Here is a 20,343-nt window from a genome sequence, read left to right as displayed (position 1 = left end):
CTTTGCCGACATGGCAAACTGGACAGCATGGACGACCTCGATCAAACCCTCGACTCGGTCGGCCCCCGGCTGCGCGCCCTGCGCAAACAGCGCCAGACCACCCTCGCCGACCTCTCCCAGGAAACCGGCATCTCGGTGAGCACCCTGTCCCGCCTGGAATCCGGCGCCCGCAAGCCCACCCTGGAGCTACTGCTCCCCCTGGCCAAGGCGCACGGCGTCACCCTCGACGAACTCGTCGACGCCCCACCCACCGGCGACCCGCGCATCCACCTGCGCCCGATCACCCGCCACGGCATGACCATGCTCCCGCTCACCAAACGCGCGGGCGGCATCCAGGCCTTCAAGATGATCATCGCCCCCGGTGCGCGTAATCGCCCGGACACTCCGCAGGTCCACGAGGGCTACGAATGGCTGTACGTGCTCAACGGCCGTCTGCGCCTGATCCTCGGCGACAACGAAGTCATCCTCGCGCCTGGCGAGGCCGCCGAATTCGACACCCATGTCCCGCACTGGTTCGGTGCGGCCGACGAACAATCGGTCGAATTCCTCAGTCTCTTCGGCAAACAGGGCGAACGCGCCCACTTCCGCGCCCGCCCGAAGGCCTGACAGCGGCGGGTCATGACCTCGAGGCCCTGACCCGCCGCCCTGCTCAGCCGAGCGTGAAGCTCGCGCGCCCCGAGATGTGCTCGAGCTCCTGATGCTGCGGCATGGTTTCGTCGGTGGTCACGATCCAGGCCTCGACCCGGCCCTTGCCGGGCCCGGTGCCCATGCCGACGATCACGCTGTCCGGCAAATTCACCAGCTGACCGTTCTCGACGGCATGCGACTGCCCGTCGCTGTACCCGGAATCCAGATTGCGGAAGCGCACCGCTACCCGGTACCGCTGGCAGAAGTCGCCGGTCTGGGTGATCGTCACCTTCACACCGAACACACCGGACTGCGGCTGCGGCACGGTCTTGGCATTGATGATCGCCGCGCAGTTGGCGCCGGGAATCCGGCTGATCGTGGGGGTGAACTGGACTACCGGATCCGAGGGGATCGCGGTAGCCGGGCCGGCGAAGCCGACCAGCGCGGCGGCGGCGGCAACCACCACGGCCGAGAACTTTCGGGAAGTGCTGTTCGTGAGAGTCATACCCTCTTCGTCGCGCCGGAGCGGCCTCCCGTTAGCCACCGTAACGGTCTCGATTTCGCATCCAAAGATGTAGTGCCACAACATATTTGGAAGAACGAGAACTCATCCCATGCGGCAGCCGAGGCGGCCGCAACCAGGCATCCTCGTCCCCTGTTCGCGACACGCCACGCTGTCCGTTAACAGCGAACTCAACCCTGCGGCGCCGCGATCGACGCCGGCGCGGGCGACGACTCGACCAGCTCACCGACCACGCATACGGCACATACCATGAGGCCGAATTCCGCCGATTCCGACGCCACCCGTTCGGGGGGATGTCCATCGAATTCGATCCGTTTAGAATTCGACTCAGGAGGAATTCTCGACGCTGGCGACATGGTTATTGCTCGCGCGGAATAATCGGCTGCATCGGCAAATGAGGTATACGCCATGAATTCACAACTCCCGGATCCCGGCCATTCCGTGCCGTGTCAGCGAATTTCCATTCCGGAAAAAGGTTGCCGATAATATGACGCTGCAGTATCGACTTCGATGGCTTTCGCTACACGGCGTACCACGGGCAGTGCTGCGCGTTCAATCCCGGCGCGGTGACAACTTCGCCCGGATGATGGGGCCGGAAGGCATCGCCGACCCGCACCCCTACCTCGAACAGATCAGAGCGAAGGGCACGCTGGTGAAAACCCCGTTGCCCTGGGTCACCTGCGACCACGCGCTGTCCCGGGCGATCCTGCGGGACAACAGGTTCGGCGTGCGCAGCTCTGCCAGGATCGAGATACCCGAGCTGTTGCAGAAGCTGGCGAACCGGGTGCCGCCGCCGGCGAATCCGGCCGATCCGCCCGCGATGCTACGGATGAACCCGCCGGAACACACCACGATGCGCCGCCCGGTCGTCTCGGCGTTCACCCCGCGCGCGGTCAACAAGCTGCGGGACCGAGTCGAGACCGTCACCGAGGAGCTCCTCGACGCCCTGCCCTCCGGTGCGTCGGTCGATCTCGTCGAGGCGTTCGCCTCGCGTGTGCCCATCGCCATCATCTTCGAAATGCTCGGCATGCCCAGCGAAGACCAGGAGAAGTTCCTGCACTGGGGCGAGGCCATGACACCCATGCTCGACGTCGGCATCTCCTGGCGCACCTACGACCGCGCCATGCGTGCCGCCCAGGAACTCAACGACTACCTCGACCAGCACATCGAGCGGCTGCGCCGGGAACCGGGCGAAGATGTCCTGAGCAACATGATCAAGGGCGGCGACCTCGATCACTACGCTCTCAAGGCCAATACCAGCATCATCATCGGCGCCGGTTTCGAGACGACCGCCAATTTGATCAGCCATGCCGTGACCCTCTTACTGACGCACCGAGAACAACTCGACCGGCTCAGCGCTGAGCCGGAACTGTGGCCCAACGCCGTCGACGAAGTACTGCGCTACGAGCCGCCGGTGTTCATCACGGCCCGCTCCGCGCTGACCGATCTCGAGCTGGCGGGCGTCAAGTTGCCACAGGGCGCCATGATCATGCTGTCGCTCGCAGGCGCGAACCGCGATCCGGCGGTGTTCAGCGACCCCCACCGGTTCGATATCTCCCGCCCGAATGCCAACGAGCACTTGGCCTTCAGCAGTGGTGTCCACGCGTGTTTCGGCGCCAACCTGGCCCGGATGGAAGCCGGTCACGCACTGCGCGCCCTGTTCGCCCGCTTCCCCGATATGCGCCCGGCCGCCCCGCCCCGGCTTCGCTCGCAGCTGACCTTCCGTGGCTACGAGCATGTTCCGGTCGAGCTGGGTCGCAGCGTTGGCGCGACGTCTTCCGCCTCGATCGAGAATTGAATTCCGGTACCTGAAAGACGACACACCCACCAGAAGCAATTGATGCCTTCCCTGCTGCGAAAACAGCGTGTGTGACGTCGATCGATATTTCGCCACGAATGAGGTCAGCAAATGAATTCCATCCAAAACTCCCAGATCGATGCTGTCGCGGACACGCACGAGGGAATCGCCGTCGTGGGAATCGGTTGCCGTTTTCCCGGAAACGTTCACAATGTGCGCGAGTTCTGGCAACTGTTGATCGATGAACGTGACGCGGTCCGCGAGGTTCCGGCGGACCGGTGGACGGCCAGCGCCTTCTACGACCACGATGCGGGCAGGCCGGGGCACATGCGCACCCACACGGGCGGCTACCTCGATGATGTCTCGTCGTTCGACGCGCACTTCTTCGGCATCACCCCGACCGAGGCCGCCCGGATCGACCCTCAGCAGCGACTGTTCCTGGAAACGACCTGGGAGGCTCTCCAGGACGCGGGAATCCTCCCCGAGGACATCGCGGGCGAGAAGGTGGCGGTGTACGCCGGCGTTTCGGGTCACGACTACGGCATCATCCAACTCAATCCGGAGAACCGGAATCTGATCGGCGGTCACACGATGACCGGCGTCACGAATTGCATTGTGGCCAACCGTGTGTCGTATCTTCTCGACCTTCGAGGGCCGAGTATGACCGTGGACACGGCCTGTTCGTCTTCGCTGGTCGCGATTCATCTGGCGATCCGCAGCATCCGCTCCGGCGAGGCGACGATGGCGATCGTGGGCGGCGTCAGCACCCTGTTGCTGCCCGAGGCCTCGATCGGGTTCAGCCAGGGCACCTTCCTGTCCCCCGAGGGCCGGTGCCAGTCGTTCAGCAAGACCGGCGACGGCTACATCCGCAGTGAGGGCTCGGGCACGATCGTGCTCAAGCCGGTGTCCGCGGCCGTCGCCGACGGCGACCGGATCTACGCGGTACTTCGCGGTAGTGCGACGAATCAGGATGGTCGCACGACCGGCATTTCGGTCCCGAGCGAGCACGCGCAAGCGGAGATGATCTTGGACGCGTGCCGTGACGCGGGCGTCGACCCGGCCGAGGTCGGATACATCGAAGCCCATGGGACGGGTACCCCTGTCGGTGATCCCATCGAGGCGCGGGCGCTGGGCAAGGCACTGGGAGCCGGGCGCAGCGGCGCGAACGCCTGCGTCGTCGGTGCGGTGAAGTCGAACGTCGGTCACCTCGAGTCGGCGGCGGGCATGGTCGGCATCATCAAGGCGTGCCTGATCGTCGACAACGGCGAGATTCCCGCGAATCTGCATGCGGAAGAACCGAATCCGACAATTCCCTTCGACGAACTCGGGCTGCGGCTCGCGCGGACGCGCCAGCCGTGGCCGACGAGCGGGCCCAGGGTCGCTGGAGTGAATTCGTTCGGCTTCGGTGGATCCAACGCGCACGTGGTCCTGGCGTCCGCACCGGCCATCGCCCTGCCGCCCGCACCGGTGGCCGAACACGCCGACGACGTGCCGGTGTTGTTCGCCCTCAGCGCCAAGACCGGGGACGCGCTGCGTTCCTACGCCGAGAACTACGCCGATTTCCTGGCCGCACCCGACACTGCCGCGCTCGGGCTGACGGCGATCGCGTCGGCGCAGGCACGAACCCGCTCGCACTACGACCAGCGTCTGGCCCTGGTGTGCTCGTCGGTCGCGCAGTTGCGAGATACCCTGCGGGACAAGGCGAAGGACACCGAGTTCGGCCCACTGCCCAGTAGCGGGAAGACAGCGGGCGCGAAGACGGTCTTCGTGTTCTCCGGGCAGGGCCCGCAATGGTGGGCGATGGCGCGCGAACTGCTCGCGCAGGATCCGGTTTTCCGCCGGACCGTCGAGCGCGTCGACACCGAGCTGCGCAAGCACGCCACGTGGAGTGTGCTCGAAGAACTCGGCCGCGACGAAGCCGACAGCCGAATCGGTGAGACATACATCGCGCAACCCGCGGTGTTCGCGGTCCAGCTCGGCCTGGCCGAGCTCTGGCAGAGCTGGGGCATCGTTCCCGACGCCGTCGTCGGTCACAGTATCGGTGAGGTGGCGGCCGCCGCCGTCTCGGGCGCGCTGTCGTTCGAGGACGCGGTGCGGGTGATCTTCCACCGCAGCCGCGTCCAGCAGCGAGCCTCCGGCAAGGGCACGATGCTGGCCGTCGGCCTGCCGTACCACGCGGCGGAGCAGCGCATCACCGGGTATCGCGGGCGGGTCGAGATCGCGGCGCTCAACGGCCTGGAATCGACCGCGCTGGCAGGCGATCCCGATGCCCTCGAAGAGATCAAGGACGCACTGGAGCAGGACCGGATCTTCTGCCGCATGCTCCAGGTGCGCGTCGCCTTCCACAGCCACCACATGGATCCCTTGCGCGAGGAACTGCTCACCTCGCTGGCGGGCATCACCTCGGGTCCGGCGACGGTGCCGATGTATTCGACGGTGACGGCCGACGTGGTATCGACCGGCGCGCTCGACGCCGAGTACTGGTGGCGCAATATCCGCGAACCCGTCCGGTTCGCCCCTGCCCTCGACCGCCTCATCGGCGATCAGCACCGCACCTTCATCGAACTGGGCCCGCACCCCATCCACTCGACTGCCATCGCCGAACTGCTGGACAAGCAGCAGGCCTCCGGTATCGCGGTACCGTCGCTGCATCGGAAGCAGAGCGACCGCGCGACCCTGCTGTCGTCGTTGGCCGCGCTGTACACCGCCGGATACGACCCGACCTGGGCGGCCGTCTTCGCTGACGACGCCGGGCGCGTACCGGTGCCGTTCTATCCGTGGCAACGTGAGACCTATTGGCTGGAAACCCCGGTCTCGCGCAGCGAACGTTTCCCCTCGCTCGGGCACCCGCTCGTCGGTCCTCGCACACTGCTCGCCGACGAACCCGACAAGCACGTGTGGGAACTGACGATGGACGTCGCGACGTTCCCGTGGCTCGACGACCACCGGGTCCAGGGCCCCATCGTGTTCCCCGGCGCGGGCCATCTCGACCTCGTCGTCGGCTGCTCGACCGAAGCGTTCGGGCCGGGCAAGTACTCGATCGAGAATGTCGAATTCCGCCGTCCGCTCTTCACCTTCGACGACCGGCCCGCACCGCGGGTCCAGGTGGTGGTGACCGCCTCGATGCATTTCGGGGTGTACAGCCTGCAGCACGGTGACAAGGACTGGATCCTGCACTCGTCCGGTTCCGTGCGCCGCGGTGCACCGGACACCGAACTGCCCGTGCCGTTCGCCGACCTCGACGCGCAATGCCCGCTCGAATTCGACCCCGACAAGGTCTTCGCGAAGTTCCGGAACAACGGACTCATGCTCGGCCCGACCTTCCGGGCGATCACCCAGCTGCGCTACGGCGAGCTCTGCTCGCTCGGGCGCATCGACACACCGGAGGCCATCCGCGACGAGGCCTCGCGCCACCTGATCCATCCGGCGCTGCTCGATGCCTGCTTCCAGTCGCTGTCGATCGCGATGGGCAACGACCCGAACAACGATGACAAGACGCTCTACATCCCGTTCGACATCAAGCGATTCAGTTTCCACGCCGCGGCGGGCAAGCGCGTGTATTGCTACGGGCAAGCCAACATCCTCGACGACCCCGCCTACTGCGAGGGCGATCTGTGGCTGCTCAACGAAGACGGCACACTGGTCGCCCACTTCGAGGGGTTCAAAGGCAAGTCGATCACCCAGCCGACCGAGGATCGCGACTCGCTCCTGCAGTGGCTCTACGAGTACCGATGGCACGCGGCACCGGTACGCCTGAAGACGCTGCTGCCCGCCGATTTCGTGCCGCCCACCGAGGTGCTGGCGGCCGCGGTCGACCCGATCCTCGACGAGGTTCGCACGTGGTCGCTCAACCGTGAGTACCACGCGAGCACCGAAGCGGCGATGAACCAGCTCTGCATCGACTACGTGACCGAGGCGTTCCATCAGCTCGGCATGGACTTCGCCGTCGGCCGACGATTCACCCTCGACGAGATCGCCCACGAGCTTGGTGTGCACGACAAGCACCGCGACTACCTCGCCCGTCTGCTGGAACTGCTGTCCCGGCACGCGATCACCGGCACCGAGGGCGACGGCTGGCAGTTGCGCACGGTCCCCGAACGGGTGGACACCGCTGCCGTACTCGCGAGATTGCGCGCGCAGCATCCCGAATGCGAGGCCGAGTACGCGGTGCTGGAGCGCTGCGGCACCGAGCAGGCCGCGGTCCTTCGCGACGAGGTCAACCCGATCGAGCTCATCTTCCCGCAGGCCGAGTACCAATCGGTGGTCGACCTCTACGAGACCTCGTTCTCGTTCGAGCGGTGCAACCGCACGGTCGCGAAGCTGATCGCCGAGGCGGTGCGGACCCTGCCGGCGGACCGGCCGATCCGGGTGCTCGAAATCGGCGCGGGCACGGCGGGTACCACCGGCTGGATCCTGGACGAATTGCCGGCCGACCGCGCGGAATACGTCTTCACCGATATCGGCCAACTGTTCCTGAACAAGGCGCGAGGGCGTTTCACCGAGTTCGGCTTCGTGGACTACCGAATCCTCGACATCGAGAAGGACATCGTCGAGCAAGGCTTCGACCAGCACTATTTCGACATCGTCGTCGCGGCGAACGTGCTGCACGCCACCGAGGATCTGCGGGTCACGCTCGGCAATGTCGACCAGCTCCTCACCTCCGGCGGACTGATGCTCGTCGTCGAGGAGACCAACCCACCGCACTGGGTCGACTTGACCTTCGGCATGACCGACGGGTGGTGGCGGTTCACCGACCACGACCTGCGGCCCCACTATCCGTTGCTGTCGGAGGCAACCTGGCAGGAGTTCCTGCCGGGCGTCGGCTTCGAACACGTCCAGATCTTCTCCGACATGACCGGTACCGAGCAGACCGGCTGCTCGGTGATCGCGGCGCGGGCACCGCACCGCGACCTCACCCCCCATCAGCCGCGCATCGAGCCGGGCCCGTGGGTGGTGCTGGCCGACGCCGACGGCGTCGCCGAGGACTTCCTCGCCCGGCTCGGCGCGTCCGCGGCGGGCAGTGTGATGGTCACTCGCGCAGCGTCCTTCGAACAGCTCGACGACCACAAATTCCAGGTCGACCCGACCAGCGCTACCGACCTTCGGCGCGTCCTCGAGCAGGTTCGGGGCTCGGCGGGCGCGGTGGCCGGCGTCGTGCACCTGTGGAATCTGGACTTCGCCGCGGCCGAACTCACGGCCGAGCTGCTCACCGAGGTGGAGCGGCACGGCGCGTACAGCGTGATCGCGGCGGCGCAAGCGGTAGATCAGCTGGATTGGGTTGCCGCGCCGCGGTTCTGGGTGGCAACGGCCGGCGGTCCGGTCGTCGTGCCGGGTGACCGCACCGCCCCGTCGCAGCTGCCGAGCTGGGGCATCCTGCGGGTGCTGCTCAGCGAGCACAGCAGCCTGCGGGCCAAGATCATCGACTTCGATCCCGGCTCAGGAGCCGACGCTCGCTCGGCGCAACTGTTCGACGAACTGTTGCACGTGCGGACACTGGAGGAAGAGGTCGCCTTCCGCGGTGCGGCCCGCTTCATCGACCGCTTCGAGCATCTCTCACTCGCCGAATTCGAGGCCTCGACCGCGATCTCGACCACCCCAGCCGGCGAACGTCCGTTCGTCTTGCCCGTTCCCGCCGCATCCGGCATCGACGAACTCCGCTACGAGAGCGCGACACTGCCTGCCGTCGGCCCGGACGATGTCGTCATCCGTCCGGCGGCGACCGGCCTGAACTTCCGCGACATCATGCTGACCCTCGGCGTGCTGTCCGACGGCGCGGTCTCCGGTGGCTTCTACGACAGGAACATCGGCGTGGAGTGCGCAGGCCGGGTGATCCAGGTCGGCTCGCGGGTCACTTCCTTCGCTCCCGGTGACGAGGTGATCGCCTTCGCCCGTGGTTGTTTCGGTTCGGCGGTGGTCACCCCGGCGCAACACGTGTACCCGGCACCGGCCAACCTGTCGGCCGCGGACGCGGCGACGCTGCCGATGGCCTATCTGACCGCGTGGTACGCGTTGGTCGAGGTGGGCCGCCTGCGTGCGGGCGATCGAGTACTCGTACACGCCGCCGCCGGTGGTGTCGGCCTGGCCGCGCTGCACATCGCGCAGCGGCTCGGCGCGACGGTTCTCGCGACCGCGGGCAGCCCGGAGAAGCGGGAATACCTGAGCTCGCTCGGTGTGGAAGGGGTCTTCGATTCTCGTTCGCTGTCCTTCGCCGACGAGATCCGCCGGCGCTACGACGGCGTCGACATCGTATTGAATTCGCTACAGGGCGAGACCATTCCGAAGAGCCTGGAGCTGCTGCACTCGCACGGCCGGTTCATCGAGATCGGCAAGAAGGACATCTACGAGGACTACAAGCTGGGATTGAAGCCGTTCGGCAACAACCTGAGCTACTCGGCCGTCGACATCGACCGCATGTTGCTCGAGTCCCCCGCCCGCTGTCGTGAGGCGATGACCGCGGTCCTCGAGCACGTCACCGCGGGCACACTGCCCAGCTTGCCGCACACTGATTTCGCTGCCGCGCAGGTGTCCTCGGCCTTCCGATACATGGCGGGAGCCCACCAGATCGGCAAGGTCGTCGTCGAATTCGATGCCGACACCGAGGTGCTCGTCCATCCGGGCGCCACCGACGCGCAATCCTTCGATCCCGACGGCACCTACCTGATCACCGGTGGCTACACCGGCTTCGGCCTGCGCACCGCGCAGTGGCTCGCGGGCAAGGGCGCGCGCACCATCGTGCTCGTCGGCCGTCGAGCGCAAGTGGATGCCGAGAACGAGCAGCAGATCGCCGGCTTGCGCGCCGCGGGCGTCGACGTGGTGCTCGAACGAGCCGATGTCTCGGTCGAAGCCGAGGTCGTGAGCATGCTGGAGCGGATATCGACGCTCCCGCCGCTGCGCGGTGTCTACCACGCCGCCATGGTCATCGCCGACGGCCCGCTCGCCACGATGACCGAGGAGGAGTTCCTGCGGGCCGTGCGACCGAAGGTCGACGGCGCCTGGCATCTGCACACCCACACCAGGGCGCTCGACCTGGACGCGTTCGTGATGTTCTCGTCGATGAGCTGGAATGTCGGCACGCCCGGCCAGGCCAACTACGCCGCGGCCAACGGATTCCTCGACGCGCTGGCCGTCCATCGCCACCAGCTCGGGTTGCCCGCGCTCACCGTCAACTGGGGTGCGATCGGCGAAGTCGGGTTCGTCGCGCGCAACAAGCTGGACACGCTGTCGTGGCTGGGATGGACATCGATCTCGCCCGACCACGCGCTCGACTTCATCGGCCGCTGCTTGGTTCATGGCGTCGAACGCGCCAGCGTCTTCGGGGTGAACTGGGCGAAGATGAACCAGGTCATGCCGATCGTGCGGAGTTCGCCGCGGCTCGCGCATCTCGCGGTGCACGACACCGCGGGTTCGGCTGCCGCATTCGGTACCGAGGGACTGCGCGCGGAGCTATTCGAGCTCACCGACGAAGACCGCCTGCCCCGACTGACAACAGCACTGGCACAGCAGATCTCGCGGATCTTCGACATGCCCGTCGAGCGCCTGGCCCGCGATGTCGGCCTGACCGACCTCGGGATGGACTCGCTGATGGCGGGCCAGATCCGCAACATGCTGGCCAAGCACCTGGAGATCGACTTCCCGACCATGGGCCTGATGCGCGGTCCGACGATCACCGAACTGGCCGGGGAAGTCCTCGCGCAGGTCAACGGCGAATCCAGCGGCGTCGCGCCGGCGCCGGTGGAGGCCACCGGCCCGGAACGCTGGATGCGCACCGTGGTCGGCCGGTCCAACACCGCCTCGATCCGACTGTTCGCGCTGCCCTTCGTCGGTGGTGGCGCCTCGGTGTTCACCCCGTGGCCCGGCCACCTGCCCGACTCCGTCGAGACGGTGGGAGTCCAGTTCCCCGGCCGTGAGGAGCGACTCGACGACGCCGCGGTGGACTCGATGCCGGAGTTCGTCGCCCAGCTGGCCGAGGCGATGCTGCCCTACCTCGACCGAACCTTCGTGATCTATGGGCACAGCATGGGCGGACTGCTCGCCTACGAGCTCACCAAATACCTCGAACAGCATTACAACGAGGTGCCGATGAAGCTCGTGATCGGTGGCTGGCCTGCTCCGACACTGGTCGAGAAGTACGTGCGGAATCTGGCCCACATCCGCGACGGCTTCGATCTCGACAGCGCGTCCGACAGCCGGGTACTCGAGGTCCTGCGCGACAACAAGCTGCTCGACATCCCGGTAGCCGAGGAAGCATCGATCCTGCATTGGCTCCCGTCGATCCGGGCGGATCTGAAGATGCTCGGCGACTACCGATTCGAGCACGGATACACGCTGCGAGCCCCGATCTCGGTGCTGCGCGGCGCCGATGACCCGGTGTTCGACGACGACCAGATGCAGGGCTGGGGCAAGTTGACCAGCGGCGGGTTCTCGCTGTCGTCGGTGCCCGGCGGTCACCTGTTCATCCAGAACGCGGACCCGAGTGTGCTGCGCACGCTCGCCGAGGAGCTGTCCGTCGAGGACGCCTTCCCGAATTTCACCAGCCTGGCGTACGGGCGCTGAGCCGAACACAGTTCAACATCTCGAACGGGGAACAACGATGGAACAGACAAAGCGGTACGACGTCGTGATCTGTGGTGGCGGCCTGGCCGGGCTGACACTGTCACGACAGCTCGCGCGGACCATGCCCGACCTCTCGGTACTGGTCTTGGAGCGCAGTGGACGCGAAATCCAGGACGGCGCGTTCAAGGTGGGTGAGGCGACGGTCGAGGGCGGTGCCCACTACTTCGGCGAACAGCTCGGCCTCACCGGGTACTTGAATCGGCGGCACCTGCACAAACTCGGACTACGAATGTTCTTCGGAGATTCGCAGGGCCCGCTCGAGATTCGGCCGGAGCTGGGGGCCCGGCGGTTCCCGCGGGTGACGTCCTATCAGATCGACCGCGGCCGATTCGAACGAGACCTGCGTGAGGGAATCCACGAGCTCGGGACCGATCTCATCGAGCGGGCGAAGGTTCTCGACATCGAGCTCTCCGACTCCGACGCGGACCACATCGTGCACTTCGAGGTGGACGGCGAGAGCGGCGAACAGCAGGTGCGGGCGCGCTTCGTCGTCGACGCATCGGGCAGGCAGCGGCTGTTGCAGCGCAAACTCGGCCTGAGCGCGCCGAGCCCGCACAAGATCAATTCGGCGTGGTGGCGCTTTCGCGGCGAATACGACGTGGAGCGAATGACCGACACCACGAACCCGGCGTGGCGGCCGCCCACGCAGGAACGCCGATGGTTCTCCACCAATCATCTGATGGGCACCGGGTACTGGGTGTGGATGATCCCGCTGTCCTCCGGGAACACCAGCGTCGGCATCGTCACCGACGACACGATCCACCCGTTCAGCACCTACGGAACCGAGAAGAAGGCCCGGCAGTGGATCGGCGAGCACGAGCCGACGCTGGCCTCGTTCATCGACGGTGCCGAGCAGCTCGACTTCTTGCAGGTGCGCAACGCGAGTTACGCCTCGAAGCAGATCTTCTCCCATCAGCGATGGGCCTGCGTCGGCGAGGCAGGCATCTTCCTCGATGCCTTCTACAGCCCGGGGTCGGACTACATCGCCTACACCAACACGATCACCACCCGCATGATCGAACTCGATCGCCGGGGTCGGCTGACCGCCGAGGTCGCCCAGACCTTCAATCAGCTGATGCTCGAGGACATGTGGCCGAACTATCTAGGGATGTACCACCAGAACTACTCGATTTTCGGCAGCGCCCCCGCCATGTTCACGAAGGTGATGTGGGATACCTCGTTCTACTGGGCATTGCCTTCGCAACTGCTGTTCCGAGGGTTGATCGGTAACGAAGACGCGGCGGCCGAATTCCATCCGATCGCTACCCGATTCAAGGGAATTCAGGCTCGCATGCAGGCGAATCTGCGCGCTTTCGGCGCGCAGGCCCCGCAGCCGGACAAGTACTTGTTCGTGGAATACAGCAAGGTGCCGATCTGCGCGCAGCTGCACCTCGACCTGCTCACCGAGAAGACCGCCGATCAGACGTTCCGCGATATGCGGCGCAATGTCGACCGGCTGGAAGCGTGGGCGGACTCCTTCGAGCAGGAGGTCGGCGCGCGGTTCGACCTGCCGACAAGGTCACCGGCAGTCGCCGGCAGCCGGTAACCGAACAGACCGAGAGGAGCGGAAAAGTGACACAGTTCGAAGGCCGGGTAGCCGTCATCACCGGCGGCAGTCGTGGAATCGGCAAGGCGCTGGCGCTGGCGCTCGCCGAACGCGGCGCGTCCATCGTCATCGGTGCGAAGACGATGGAGGCCGGTGGCCGACTGCCCGGCAGCGTGCCGGATACGGTGCGCGAGATCGAGGAACGAGGCGCACAGGCCCTCGGCGTGCGCTGCGATGTCCGCGACGAGGCGGACTTGAAGAACCTGGTGGACCGGACGATCGAGCGGTTCGGCCGACTCGACATCCTGGTCAACAACGCGGGTGCCATGTGGTTGCAGTCGGTCGAGCACACCCCACACAAGCGATACGACCTGGTGATGGCCATCAACGCCAGGGCTCCGTTCCTGCTGGCGCACCACTGCATTCCGCATATGCGCCAGGGCGGGTGGGGCCACATCGTCAACCTCAGCCCCCCGCTGGATCCAGCGGGCCTCCAGCGCATGGGCGGCAAGGTGGCCTACATGTCGTCGAAACTCAACGCCACCCTGCTGACCCTCGGTCTGGGAAAAGAGGTCGCGGCGGACGGCATCGCCTGCAACACGATCTGGACGCGCACGCTGATCGGCACCCTCGCGACCCAGAATCTCGGCATCGGTAGCCCGGCGGATTGGCGAACCGAGGACATCGTCGTCGATGCCATCCTGGCTGTCCTGGAACAGGACCCGGCGACGTTCACCGGAAACGCTCTGATGGACGACGAAGTCCTGGCGCAGTACAAGGGGATGACCGACCTGTCGCGGTACCGGTTCGTCCCCGATACCGAGCCGACCCCGATGACGTGGGAACGCTGGGACCTGATCGCCGAAGTCGCCCAGCAGATGTACTTCTCCGCACTGGCGGCTACTACCGCGGCGAAGGCGTCGCCCGGCGCGTGAAACTCGCGCGCGCCTACCCGAACGCGATGTCACCGACCTGCTCATTACCGGTCGCTATTCGGGTAGGCTCGCCAGTGGAAATGCGTAGTGGCACTGCAACTTCCACAGCAAAGTAATGCCGGCGCGTCGGCCCGCACCGTGGCCGGAAATTCCCCGCTTCCGTTGACAAACCCGACCGCGGGCTACCGGGAACCGAGACAACGCGCCCTGAGAAATCGTCCGATGCGATAGAGGAGCTGTTCATGGCCGAGGAAACCGTCATCACCGGACACGACGCGATTGTCGAGCACGCGATCGCCGCATTCGATAATCTTCCGATTCCGCCGGGAGTAGAGCTCGCGCTGCCCCCACCGTCGACCACCACCCTCGGTTTGCAGTACGAGGAATTCGTGGTCGGACAATCACTCTCGGCGACAGTGAAGATCCCGGCCGAGTACGGCAATGTCATGGGCCTGCTCCAGGGAGGTTTCCTGGCAGCCATGTTCGACGACCTGATGGCCCCACTCAGCTATCTGACCTCGAAGAACCCGACGACAACCATGGAACTGACGACGCATTTCATGCGCCCGGTATTCGTCGGTGAAAGCCTGACCTTGAAGGCGACGGTTCGCAAGCCGGGCCGATCGGTGATCTACCTCGCCGCCGAGGCGCACAACGGGAACAACAAACTCGCGGCCACAGCGATCTCGACGATCCAGGTAATGCAATTGCCGAATTCATGACCGACTGAACAGGCGTTGAAGTGTGGGGCGGGCAGCCGCCCCACACTTCGTCCGCTGTCAGGCCGACAACCGCCATGATTCCGCGCGTACCGCGACGACTGCCGCCGCGATGCGGCTATTAACCTGGAGCTTGGCGAGAATCCTGCTCACATGTTCTTTCACGGTATCCGCACTGATGAACAGCCGGGCGCCGACTTCACGATTGGACAGCCCGTCGACGACGAGACGAAGAATCTCTCTTTCGCGACTTGTCAGCAGCGAAAGACGTTGGTAAGCAATGTGGTCCGGTTCGATGTGATCCACCTGCTCGATGATCGTGGTGGTCACGATTATTCCCGAGGCCGCCACGTCCAGCGCGTCGAGTATTGCGTTCGCGTGGAAATCCGCGGCCAGCAAGACGTCGACCTCGAGCGTCGTTCGCGCCGCGTCCTGGGGGACGAGCAGTGCGATGTGCGGTTGCCGGTCGAGTGAGCGCAGCCCCCGCACAATGGTGGCGAGCCCGGCTTCCGGGCCCGTCGCCGCGTCGAGCAGCACGATGTCCGGCCGCCAGCTCATGGCCTTGTCCACCATCCCCGAGATCGGGGCCAACGCGATCTGCCGATTCGGCCTGATCGCCGCCAGGAAGTCGATATTCATTGCGTGGCAGGAGGACTCGACGATCAGCATGCGACAGCACGGCAGTCGTCCGACGCCGCCATCGACGGCGGCGATTCTCGTTGGGTGGGATTTCGGGATCTTCGGTTCCGGACTCGCAGCCATTTCATAGACCCTTGACCTGAGATGACGATGTGTACTGAGGAGAATTCGGTTCAGGAGTGAGCCGGTCGGCGAGTCAACCGAGCCGGAGGTAGCGCTGCAGCGCCAGTGGCGGCCACCGGGCGATGGTCTCGGCGAGATCCTCGGGACAATCCCTGGCCACCAGGTGCCCAGCGCCCAGGATCTGAATGACCCTTGCGTGCGGCGCCAACTGCAGAAATCCCGCGACGTCGTCGTCGGCGACCGGTGTTCTGCCGTCGGCCCGCACCAGCAGGACGGGCACGTCGAGGACCTCGGCGGCCCGCCGGAGCTGTGGAACATGCGCGAGGACGTCGTCGACGATCTCGGCATACCGGCCGTACGCGGTTGTCGCGGTGAGGAATTCGAGTACGCGGTCGGGATCCATGGTGGGCACGACATCGACGAGCACCAACCCACCGACCCGGGCGCGCACTTCGGCGTCCTCGAGGGCGATCAGTGCGGCCACTCCCCCCAGCGACGCTCCGACGACAATGCATCCTGACAGTTCGGTGCGCACCATCGCGGCGATGTCGGCCGCGCACATCGCCGTCGACCGCGCGGAACCGCCACTGTCGCCGTGCCCGCGCAGATCGAAGGTGACGCACCGATAGCCCGCCGCGACAAGACTGCCGACCACCGGATCCCAGACTTCGGATCGCTCACCGCCTGCATGCAGGAGCAGGACAGTCGGGCCCGTACCGACCGCCCGCCCACGCAGGATGGCGCCGTCGGGACGTTCGAGCTGCCGCAGACAGGGGGTCATGGGCTCGTTCATATGAGTCCTTCCGCGTTGCCCACGTTGTCGTCGAAAGTTCGACCCGACAAAGCAGTGAATGCATAATGCACTGTCCGGCAACAGGTTACGGTGATCATGCGCGCAGTTTCCGCATCGAAACCCCGCCCGTTCGTAGCCTAAGCCGATTACTTTGACCCGTCAAGGTAAGATGGCGACATGACTACTCCCCGTGTGCGCCGCACGCCGGAGGAGGCGCGGCGGCTGATCCTTGATGCCGCCGAGCGCCTCCTGGCGGAAGGCGGTGTCGCCGCCGTTCATGTCCGCGCCGTCGCCGCTGGTGTCGGCATGACCGACGCGGGTCTCGGATACCACTTCGGGACTCGCGATCGCCTCCTGGAAGCCTTACTGCACCACGGCGGCACCAAGGTCGGAACAGGACTGCAACAGGTGGTGGAATCCTGTCTGGTTCAGCCGGCGGACCTCGGTGGATTCGTGGAAACCCTCGCGACGTTCTATCGGCAGGGATACGGCGAGTTGGCGATCGCGCTGCATGCCGCCGGATGGCGGGATCCCGGATCCGGGATGCTGAATCCGGTTGTCGAGGCGCTGCACGCACTGCGCCCCGGCAACGGTGCGGGCATCCCCGTCGACGACACCCGACTCGCCGTCGCGGCACTCCACCACGCCGTGGCGACGGAATCCGCCTACGGGTCGGTCTTCCGTCGTAGCGCCGGGCTCACCGGACCGGATTCCGAGGACTGGCAGCCTCAGATCCGATGGTGGACTGTCAATCTGGCCCGGATCCTCGACATCGGGGACCCCGCACCGGTGGCCGGGAATCTTTCCGCCTCGCGCGCACCCGGGTAGGCGCTCAGCCCGCGTCCACCGCACGCACCAGACGGTCCGTCAATGGCGCCGGGACCGCGTGCGCTGCGCTGATTCGCAGCAAGGCACCACCGATGGCATCGGATTCCAGTGGACGCCGCGCCTGCGCGTCACGCTGCATCGACGACATGGCCCCGGCGGGAAAGGAATCGTAGAAGCGCAGTGCCGCACCGATATCTGCGGGGATACCGCAGGCGCCCATGATCTCGGCGATCTCACCGAGCACCGCGATCAACTCCTCTCGGTGTGCGGTCCTGACGACCCCGATCGAGACGCGATAGTGGGTCGTCATCAGCGCGAACGGCGCCAATACGAAGAGCTTTCGCCACAGCATCGCGGTCTCGTCCTCCTCGACGGAGGTGGGTATGCCCGCGTCGGCCAGCACCGCTGCCAGTGCGGCGATCCGCTCGCGCACGCCGTCGTGACCCGCGAGATCGATCTCGGCGAACGAACTGCCGTGCACGATCACGCCGGGTTCGCTTCGCGTCGATTCGACCCGGATCACTCCCGGCACAACCAGTTCCGGCCGGTACCGGCGCCGAAGAAGGCCGGGGTGCTCGATCCCGTTGAGCAGCGGAACGAGCAACGCCGCACCCGCGACGTCGGGATCGATCCGGTCCACCGCCGTCATCAGGTCCGGCTGCTTCACGGCGATCAGGCACGCGTCGACCGGCTGTCGCAGTTCGGTGTCGGCCTCGACATCGACCCTGAACTGCCCGAACTGCGCACTGCGCACCCGAATGCCGTCGGCGCGCACCGCGTCAACGGTGTCCGGTTGTCCCACGATGATCACGCGATGGCCGGCCTTGGCCAGCAGCGCCCCGATCAGTCCGCCGATGCCCCCTGCCCCGAGAACGGCCACCGTTCGCTGGGTAGCGTTGTCCACCATTACATCCTTTCGATATCCGGCCTGTTCATCGCTGCTCGTCGGCGCCGGGAAACCAGACATCGCCGGTTCCGAGATCACCGACTCGGTAGCAGCCGAGCGCGCTGATCATGAGACGCAGCTCGAAAGCCAAGCAATCGAGCAGCCCGGTCAAACCCTGGTCGGGGTCCTCGTCGGCCGCGATCAGCGCCGCCCGTCCGAGGCCGACGGCCGACGCACCGAGGGCAAGGCATTTCACCGCTCGACCGCCCTCCCAGATCCGGCCCGACGCCAGCAAGCTGTTGTCCCCGACATCGATGCGGCGCAGGCATTCCGCCAACGGCAAGCCGACCTGACCGAGAAAACCCAGTGGTGCCCAGCCCGTCCCGCCCTCGGCACCGTCGACGGTGACCGCGTCGGCACCGGCAGCCCAGGCGAGGGCCGCCGCCCGATGCACATCGCGGGCAGGCGGTAGCTTCACCCATACCCGGCACCGCGGATAGTTGTTGCGCATCAACATGATCTGCCGTCGCAGGATCTCTTCGTCGAAGGTGCCCGGTGTGCCACAGCGTAAGACGGGCGTCTGCGCGCCACCGTAGATGTCGACCAGGTCGTACTGCGCCGCCAGGTGCGCCGCCTGTTCTCGCGACACCATGGTCATGCCGCCCAGCCCGGGCTTGGCACCCTGGCCGACCTTGAGCTCGAACGCCAGGCGGCCGGTCGCCGACAGCGCCGCGGCGGTGGGATCGCTGTAGACCAGGTTCCACACCTCGGCGTCGGCGTCTTCGGTGCTCTGCTGCACGACGACACCGCCGAACCCGTCGGGCACCGAGGCGGCGTACTCGGCGATCCGCGACAGCAGGGAGCTCGCTTCCTCGTCGATCACCCTGCCGTATCCGGATACCGGGACGATGTTCTCGCCGATCACCATGGGAATCCCAGCCGCGGCGGCCTGTGCCGCGACCGCGATGCCCAGATCGCCGGAGGCGGCCGCGGTCGAGCCGAATGCCGAGATGTAGATCGGCGCGGTCGCGTTCAACCCACCGATCACGGTGGTGAGGTCCACGTCGCCCGGAAGCGGTTCGCGACCGAGTTCGATCAGCGCGGCCATCCGTTTCGGGACGAAGATCGGCGGTACCAGCCGTGCGCGATCGAGCGCGTCGGTCGCTGCCACGGGGGCGAGCTCACCGAACAGCGCCGAACCGTAGTGGGTCATGGCGGGAAAGGCCGCGCCGAGCCCCGTCCGCGCTCGGCGGCGCACCTCGTGCTCCGGGAATCCGGTCGCGGACAGGGCCGATACCGCATCGTCGGAGCCGATCACGGCCGCGCCTGCCCTGGCAGCTTGGGATAGGCCGTGACCTGCCAGACCGCATCCAGCCCGCCGAGGAACCGAGTGAACCGCTCGACACCGAGCCCGAATCCGGCACTCGGCGGCAGCCCGGCGCGGACCAGCGTGAGATACCAGTCGTATTTCGCGGGATTCTCACCGGTTTCCCGGATTCGCCGCAGCACCCGGGCATAGTCCGTTTCCCGCTCACTGCCGCTCATCATTTCCCCGAACCCGGCGGGAAAGATCAGGTCGAAGTTGCGCAGTACCCCGAGTTCATGAGGGGACTCCCGGTCGTAGAACCCCCGCGACCCCTTCGGGTAGTCGGTGATGAAGAACGGGTCGCTCCTCGTCGCGGAGATGAGTTCCTCGCCACGCCAGTCGATTTCGGTGAAGTCATCCTGCGGGTGTCCGAGCCTGCGCAGCTCGCCGACCACCTCTGTATGCGGGAGCCGACCGTAGGGCAGGGCAACCGTCTTCGCGAGTTCGGCCCGATCTCGGCCGAGAGCCTCGAGTTCGCGGCCGCTCGTCGCCAGCACATGTGTGACGCAATGCCGGGTCAGCCGTTCGGCCAGCGCCATCGCCTCGTCACGAGACCCCTCCGCGAACTCCACATCGAGCTGATGGAACTCCACCAGGTGCCGGTGGGTCACCGCTGTCTCCAGTGGTTCGAGCCGGACATTGGGCGCCAGGCAGAAGATCTTGTCGAAGCTGAGCAAAGATGCCTGCTTGTAGAGAATCCCACTGGTCATCAGTTTGTACCGATGCCCGTAGTAATCGATGTCGACCTGCTTGGCGCCGCGCGCGCCCGGGTCGGTCACCGGTCCGATGATCGGTGGCAGCAGTTCGGTGAATCCTTCGGCCGTGAGGAATTCCCGCGCTCCGGCGAGGAAGCTCGCCTGCAGCGTCAAGGCCGCGACAGTACGTGGCGATGTCAGGTGGGTATACGGGGCAGGCGGAACGGGCGTCGTCGATTCAGTACTCACACT

Annotated in this window: 13 protein-coding genes; 7 read left to right on the top strand and 6 right to left on the bottom strand. The window is 66.1% G+C overall.

Translation table 11 applies throughout. The features are described 5' to 3' along the window. Nucleotides 1-27 precede the first annotated feature (27 nt). Nucleotides 28-606, top strand: a complete 579-nt coding sequence (locus ACFWPX_RS06280) for a helix-turn-helix domain-containing protein (RefSeq protein WP_378915594.1) — start codon at nt 28-30, stop codon at nt 604-606. 43 nt (nt 607-649) lie between these two features. Here ACFWPX_RS06280 and ACFWPX_RS06275 read toward each other — a convergent pair whose 3' ends face one another. Further along, nucleotides 650-1,132 carry a hypothetical protein gene (locus ACFWPX_RS06275; RefSeq protein WP_378915592.1) on the bottom strand — a complete coding sequence of 161 codons (483 nt, stop codon included), beginning with the start codon at nt 1,130-1,132 and terminating at the stop codon, nt 650-652. 505 nt (nt 1,133-1,637) lie between these two features. Between ACFWPX_RS06275 and ACFWPX_RS06270 the strand changes: the two genes are divergently transcribed. The 5 genes from ACFWPX_RS06270 (at nt 1,638) to ACFWPX_RS06250 (ending at nt 14,764) form a co-directional block, all read left to right on the top strand. Further along, entirely contained in the window at nt 1,638-2,948 is a 1,311-nt protein-coding gene (locus ACFWPX_RS06270; RefSeq protein ID WP_378926463.1) for a cytochrome P450, read from the top strand. A 111-nt stretch (nt 2,949-3,059) separates the two neighbouring features. Continuing rightward, complete coding sequence (locus tag ACFWPX_RS06265; RefSeq protein WP_378926462.1) at nt 3,060-11,501, top strand: SDR family NAD(P)-dependent oxidoreductase; 8,442 nt, start codon at nt 3,060-3,062, stop codon at nt 11,499-11,501. A gap of 37 nt (nt 11,502-11,538) precedes the next feature. Further along, nucleotides 11,539-13,107: an NAD(P)/FAD-dependent oxidoreductase gene (locus ACFWPX_RS06260; RefSeq protein WP_378926460.1), complete on the top strand. Its 1,569-nt coding sequence runs from the start codon at nt 11,539-11,541 to the stop codon at nt 13,105-13,107. A gap of 26 nt (nt 13,108-13,133) precedes the next feature. Further along, the gene (locus ACFWPX_RS06255; protein ID WP_378926459.1) at nt 13,134-14,042 is read left to right on the top strand and encodes an SDR family oxidoreductase; all 909 of its coding nucleotides are present in this window, start codon (nt 13,134-13,136) and stop codon (nt 14,040-14,042) included. Between the two features lie 242 nt (nt 14,043-14,284). Then, nucleotides 14,285-14,764: a PaaI family thioesterase gene (locus ACFWPX_RS06250; protein ID WP_378915582.1), complete on the top strand. Its 480-nt coding sequence runs from the start codon at nt 14,285-14,287 to the stop codon at nt 14,762-14,764. A gap of 57 nt (nt 14,765-14,821) precedes the next feature. Here ACFWPX_RS06250 and ACFWPX_RS06245 read toward each other — a convergent pair whose 3' ends face one another. Further along, entirely contained in the window at nt 14,822-15,430 is a 609-nt protein-coding gene (locus ACFWPX_RS06245) for a LuxR C-terminal-related transcriptional regulator (RefSeq protein ID WP_378926458.1), read from the bottom strand. 166 nt (nt 15,431-15,596) lie between these two features. Beyond that, a complete protein-coding gene (locus ACFWPX_RS06240) occupies nt 15,597-16,316 on the bottom strand; it encodes an alpha/beta fold hydrolase (RefSeq protein ID WP_378926457.1) in 720 nt (239 codons plus the stop codon). Between the two features lie 177 nt (nt 16,317-16,493). Here ACFWPX_RS06240 and ACFWPX_RS06235 point away from each other — a divergent pair, with 177 nt between their 5' ends. After that, on the top strand, nt 16,494-17,144 hold the full coding sequence (locus tag ACFWPX_RS06235; protein WP_378926456.1) for a TetR/AcrR family transcriptional regulator: 651 nt from the start codon (nt 16,494-16,496) through the stop codon (nt 17,142-17,144). Between the two features lie 4 nt (nt 17,145-17,148). Here ACFWPX_RS06235 and ACFWPX_RS06230 read toward each other — a convergent pair whose 3' ends face one another. The 3 genes from ACFWPX_RS06230 to ACFWPX_RS06220 are packed head-to-tail and all read right to left on the bottom strand — an operon-like array spanning nt 17,149 to nt 20,340. Further along, nucleotides 17,149-18,051 carry a ketopantoate reductase family protein gene (locus ACFWPX_RS06230; protein ID WP_378926455.1) on the bottom strand — a complete coding sequence of 301 codons (903 nt, stop codon included), beginning with the start codon at nt 18,049-18,051 and terminating at the stop codon, nt 17,149-17,151. A 25-nt stretch (nt 18,052-18,076) separates the two neighbouring features. Next, nucleotides 18,077-19,348, bottom strand: coding sequence for a glutamate synthase-related protein (locus tag ACFWPX_RS06225; RefSeq protein WP_378926454.1), 1,272 nt, complete (start codon nt 19,346-19,348; stop codon nt 18,077-18,079). Beyond that, complete coding sequence (locus ACFWPX_RS06220; protein WP_378926453.1) at nt 19,345-20,340, bottom strand: asparagine synthetase A; 996 nt, start codon at nt 20,338-20,340, stop codon at nt 19,345-19,347. Before ACFWPX_RS06220 ends, ACFWPX_RS06225 begins: the two co-directional genes overlap by 4 nt. Nucleotides 20,341-20,343: the final 3 nt, after the last annotated feature.

Origin of the sequence: Nocardia sp. NPDC058518, from assembly GCF_042719655.1 — a bacterium.
Lineage (GTDB): Bacteria > Actinomycetota > Actinomycetes > Mycobacteriales > Mycobacteriaceae > Nocardia.
This window is presented reverse-complemented; position numbering and strand designations above follow the sequence as displayed.

What these genes read in the sequence shown, in the direction of transcription:
- ACFWPX_RS06280 (WP_378915594.1), top strand. Translation starts at nt 28, where the DNA reads ATGGACGACCTCGATCAAACCCTCGACTCGGTCGGCCCCCGGCTGCGC.
- ACFWPX_RS06275 (WP_378915592.1), bottom strand. Translation starts at nt 1,132, where the DNA reads ATGACTCTCACGAACAGCACTTCCCGAAAGTTCTCGGCCGTGGTGGTT.
- ACFWPX_RS06270 (WP_378926463.1), top strand. Translation starts at nt 1,638, where the DNA reads ATGACGCTGCAGTATCGACTTCGATGGCTTTCGCTACACGGCGTACCA.
- ACFWPX_RS06265 (WP_378926462.1), top strand. Translation starts at nt 3,060, where the DNA reads ATGAATTCCATCCAAAACTCCCAGATCGATGCTGTCGCGGACACGCAC.
- ACFWPX_RS06260 (WP_378926460.1), top strand. Translation starts at nt 11,539, where the DNA reads ATGGAACAGACAAAGCGGTACGACGTCGTGATCTGTGGTGGCGGCCTG.
- ACFWPX_RS06250 (WP_378915582.1), top strand. Translation starts at nt 14,285, where the DNA reads ATGGCCGAGGAAACCGTCATCACCGGACACGACGCGATTGTCGAGCAC.
- ACFWPX_RS06245 (WP_378926458.1), bottom strand. Translation starts at nt 15,430, where the DNA reads ATGCTGATCGTCGAGTCCTCCTGCCACGCAATGAATATCGACTTCCTG.
- ACFWPX_RS06240 (WP_378926457.1), bottom strand. Translation starts at nt 16,316, where the DNA reads ATGAACGAGCCCATGACCCCCTGTCTGCGGCAGCTCGAACGTCCCGAC.
- ACFWPX_RS06235 (WP_378926456.1), top strand. Translation starts at nt 16,494, where the DNA reads ATGACTACTCCCCGTGTGCGCCGCACGCCGGAGGAGGCGCGGCGGCTG.
- ACFWPX_RS06230 (WP_378926455.1), bottom strand. Translation starts at nt 18,051, where the DNA reads ATGGTGGACAACGCTACCCAGCGAACGGTGGCCGTTCTCGGGGCAGGG.